Here is a 4,554-nt window from a genome sequence, read left to right as displayed (position 1 = left end):
TGGAGATTATGTAGTGGTCTGAATTTGCACTCCAAACAACGTATGTAGCGGTTGTACCTGTTTCTAATAGTCTTCTTGAGGCAGGTGCGAGCGGTGTTGTCATTGAGGATCCTCTAGAATTAGTCAAGGAACGTGAAAATGTTTTTGGCGAAATCTACCACTTAAACCCCGATGATTATCCGGATGAAGGTGTAGTCATTAAGGCTTATCTGCCCGTAAACAGCTTCCTTGGCGATACCATTGATGCTATTAAGGAATCAATCAATAATCTCCTTCTTTTTGATATTGACCTTGGGAAAAATGTTGTTTCAATTAGTGAAGTGAATGAAGAAGAGTGGGCGACGGCTTGGAAAAAATATTATAACCCCGTCAAGATATCCGAACGTTTTACCATCGTGCCAACGTGGGAAGACTATACTCCGGTAAGCAGTGACGAATTGATCATTGAACTTGATCCAGGCATGGCCTTCGGAACGGGAACACACCCGACGACGGTCATGTGCATCCAAGCGCTGGAACGAACAGTAACGCCTGGGGATTTAGTCGTTGATGTAGGAACTGGTTCTGGTGTTCTAAGCATTGCAGCTGCATTATTGGATGCAAAACGAATCCAGTCACTTGATTTGGATGAAGTGGCAGTACAGTCAGCCAAGCAAAACGTTGAAATAAATAACGTGCAGGATAAAGTGTCCGTGTCACAAGGCAACTTACTGGATGGTGTAAATGAACAAGCGGATATCGTCGTGGCTAATATTCTTGCCGAAGTGATCATGCGTTTTACGGATGATGTAGCGAAAGTCGTTAAACCTGGCGGATATTTCATCGCTTCCGGAATCATTCAAACTAAGAAACAAGATGTGAAGGAAGCGATTATAGCATCTGGTTTCACCGTTGAGGAAACGATCTTGATGGAAGATTGGGTGGCAATAATCGCAAAAAGAAATGCTTAATTGGAAAAGTTACTCTGATTATCGGTTTTTTTGATAGTCAGAGTACCTTTTTTTAGCTTGAATCTTTGCACGKCTTGCATTCTGGATTCCCGACTGTTAGCCTGTGAGTTATTTAGACTAGACGAAGTAGGTGGCAGTGTGCAACGGTATTTTCTTAACGAAGCAGATATCAATGGAAACATGGTGACGATATCAGGTGATGATTTTCACCATATCGCCAGAGTGATGAGAATGGGACCAGGTGAGCGGATCATCACGGTGAAAGGTAATGGCATGACAGCTATCGCGGAAATTTCGGAAATTACTGATGATGCTGTAATAGGTACGGTAACTGAATGGAAGAATGAAGAAAAGGAACTTCCTGTAAGGGTAGTGATTGCGAGCGGTCTGCCTAAAGGGGATAAATTGGAATATATCGTTCAAAAGGGCACTGAACTGGGTGCCGTTGAATTTATCCCTTTTATTGCTGCTCGTTCGGTGGTAAAATGGGACCACAAAAAGGTAGGCAAGAAATTGGAGAGGCTCCAGAAGATTTCAAAAGAGGCGGCTGAGCAATCTCACCGCACGGTTATCCCTGTCATCAAGGAACCGATGACGGCAGATCAGCTAGCTGGGTATGCTTCCGGTTTCGATCATAAATTAATCGCTTTTGAAGAAGAGGCAAAACGGGGGGAAACTTCTGTACTCGCTTCTGTCTTGAAAGATATTACTGCTGGGCAATCCATCCTATTCGTTTTTGGGCCTGAAGGTGGTTTAGCAGATAAGGAAATTGAAAAACTGACTGATGCCGGTTTTATGGCTTGCGGTCTTGGACCAAGAATATTAAGAACTGAAACAGCACCTTTATATGCACTTTCCGCTGTTTCTTATCATGTAGAACTTTTGAGGTGATGAAAAATGGCAACGGTCGCTTTCCATACATTAGGCTGTAAAGTGAATCATTATGAAACAGAGGCTATATGGCAATTATTCAAAACTGGGGGATATGATCGTGTTGAGTTTGAAAATACATCAGATGTATATGTCATCAACACATGCACGGTGACAAACACTGGCGATAAGAAAAGCCGTCAGGTCATCCGTCGTGCCATTCGTAAGAATCCGAATGCCGTCATAGCGGTAACGGGATGTTACGCACAGACATCGCCAGCAGAAATCATGGCCATACCAGGTGTGGATATTGTTGTAGGAACACAAGACAGGGTTAAACTGCTTGATTACATTGAGCAATTCAAGGTTGAGCGTGAACCAATCAATGCCGTAGGTAATATCATGAAAAACCGTGTCTACGAAGAGTTGGATGTACCTGCTTTTACAGACCGTACACGCGCTTCACTGAAGATTCAGGAAGGCTGCAATAATTTCTGCACTTTCTGCATCATTCCTTGGGCACGTGGCTTGATGCGCTCCCGCGATCCAAAAGAAGTCGTTCACCAGGCTGAACAGCTTGTTGAGGCAGGCTATAAGGAGCTAGTCCTTACCGGAATCCATACGGGCGGCTACGGAGACGATTTGAAAGACTATAATTTGGCGATGCTGCTGCGTGACTTGGAGAAAGTCGATGGGCTGAAGCGTATCCGTATTTCATCCATTGAAGCCAGCCAAATTACAGATGAGATCATTGAAGTGCTGACGAATTCGAAAAAAGTGGTACGTCATTTGCATATACCAATCCAATCGGGTTCCGATACCGTTCTAAAACGGATGAGACGTAAATATACGATGGATTTCTTCGGTGATCGAATCGAAAAGCTGAAAATTGCACTTCCGGGCCTTGCTGTTACCTCTGATGTCATCGTAGGTTTCCCAGGTGAAACTGAAGAAGAATTCATGGAGACATATAACTTTATAGAAAAATATAAATTCTCCGAACTTCATGTTTTCCCTTATTCAAAACGGACAGGGACTCCGGCTGCCCGTATGGGAGATCAAGTGGATGAAGATATCAAAAATGAACGAGTCCACCGCCTTATTACGTTGTCGGATCAGTTGGCAAAAGAGTATGCCTCCCGATTCGAGGGGGAAGTTCTGGAAGTCATTCCTGAAACGAAGTTGGAAAATGGCCTTTATGAGGGCTACTCAGATAATTACATGAAAGTCGTCTTCCCGGCATCGGAAGAAATGGTCGGTGAAATCGTCAAAGTTAAAATCACAAAATCTGGCTATCCATTTAGTGAAGGTCAGTTCGTGACGGTCGTGAAGGATTTTCCGTTGCAACAAGCATCCAATATCTAAGACAGCGGTTAACCGCTGTCTTTTTTTATTATCCTTTTTTAGATGTGTTTTCTTGGCGCTTTCGGGTAAAGACTATATATATCGTCAAATTGGATAAACTATGGTATCATGAGAGGTACGTACAACTAGGTATAGATTGTTTTTGAGGAGGATTTATTAATGTCACAAAATGTAGCAGGTTTAATTGACCACACGTTATTAAAAGCAGATGCAACCAAAGAGCAAATAAAGGTATTATGCGAAGAAGCGAGAGAGTATAACTTTGCTTCCGTATGCGTAAACCCGACTTGGGTGAAATATGCAAGTGAACTTTTGGAAGGTTCAGAAGTGAAAGTGTGTACGGTAATCGGCTTCCCTCTAGGTGCAACCACACCGGAAACCAAAGCTTTTGAAACGAAAGATGCCATCGCCAATGGTGCTCACGAAGTCGATATGGTGATCAACATCGGCGCATTGAAGGACAAGGATGATGAGTTGGTAGAGCGGGATATTCGTGCTGTGGTAGCGGCATCCACTGGTAAGGCTCTTTCAAAAGTGATCATTGAAACTTCTTTATTGACCGATGAAGAAAAAGTCCGTGCATGTGAATTGGCCGTAAAAGCCGGAACGGATTATGTGAAAACATCAACTGGTTTTTCGACCGGCGGAGCGACAGTTGAAGATATCGCGCTTATGAGAAAAACGGTTGGCCCGGATATCGGTGTCAAAGCTTCAGGCGGGGTCCGCAACACGAGCGATGCCCAGAATGTGATTGAAGCTGGTGCAACAAGAATTGGAGCGAGTGCAGGTGTCTCCATCGTGAAGGGCTTAACGGCTGATTCCGATTATTGATTTTGTAAGGACTGTATAATTCCCTAAAATAAAGCAGGCGGAGAAAAATGAATTATTTTTTCTCCGCCTGTTTTATATTGATTTCAAAAATAATTCAACTGGCAATTTCCCTTGCCCGAATATTGGCCTATTTCTTCAAGAGGACCTGTATCATTTATGGAACCCATACATTCAAAACTATGTTTATTGTGGATTTAATAGATATTAGGAGGCATCAAACAGGGATTAAACATGCTTATTTAAATTGGATTTTCATTTTGAATGGTAAAATGCATGGTGAAGTTTTACACTTCAATAACCGTTTTATTTATAATGGCAGTAATAACTGCTGTTAACATCATTCTCTAATGAAAGTTTGCTGATTTTGATAGTAGCTGCTGTATTATTGAGTGGTTTGAGCTTATTGAACCATAAAACTAATTATAAAAGGTTAGCTGAAATCATTTACCGCCCTTATTATCTATGCGTTTAGGTTATGACTATCTTATTTATGGCAGTCCCGTAGTCAGTTGCCAATGACTTTGGACTGCCCTTATTT

Annotated in this window: 3 protein-coding genes and 1 pseudogene; all 4 read left to right on the top strand. The window is 42.4% G+C overall.

All coding sequences use genetic code 11. From position 1 onward, the window contains the following. Positions 1-14 precede the first annotated feature (14 nt). Positions 15-950 (top strand): annotated as a pseudogene (gene prmA, locus AC1DVB_RS25340) (50S ribosomal protein L11 methyltransferase); the annotation flags it as partial. 138 nt (positions 951-1,088) lie between these two features. Next, positions 1,089-1,841 (top strand): 16S rRNA (uracil(1498)-N(3))-methyltransferase, encoded by a 753-nt coding sequence (locus AC1DVB_RS25335; protein WP_057278848.1) that lies wholly within the window; start codon positions 1,089-1,091, stop codon positions 1,839-1,841. A 6-nt stretch (positions 1,842-1,847) separates the two neighbouring features. Next, a complete protein-coding gene (mtaB, locus tag AC1DVB_RS25330) occupies positions 1,848-3,185 on the top strand; it encodes a tRNA (N(6)-L-threonylcarbamoyladenosine(37)-C(2))-methylthiotransferase MtaB (RefSeq protein WP_034308527.1) in 1,338 nt (445 codons plus the stop codon). 159 nt (positions 3,186-3,344) lie between these two features. Continuing rightward, on the top strand, positions 3,345-4,016 hold the full coding sequence (gene deoC, locus AC1DVB_RS25325) for a deoxyribose-phosphate aldolase (protein ID WP_034308525.1): 672 nt from the start codon (positions 3,345-3,347) through the stop codon (positions 4,014-4,016). Positions 4,017-4,554 lie beyond the last annotated feature (538 nt).

It is taken from the genome of Peribacillus sp. P4_D6 (assembly GCF_056401795.1).
This window is presented reverse-complemented; position numbering and strand designations above follow the sequence as displayed.

Excerpts from the sequence above, each read along its gene's own strand:
- mtaB (WP_034308527.1), top strand. The coding sequence starts at position 1,848 with ATGGCAACGGTCGCTTTCCATACATTAGGCTGTAAAGTGAATCATTAT.
- deoC (WP_034308525.1), top strand. The coding sequence starts at position 3,345 with ATGTCACAAAATGTAGCAGGTTTAATTGACCACACGTTATTAAAAGCA.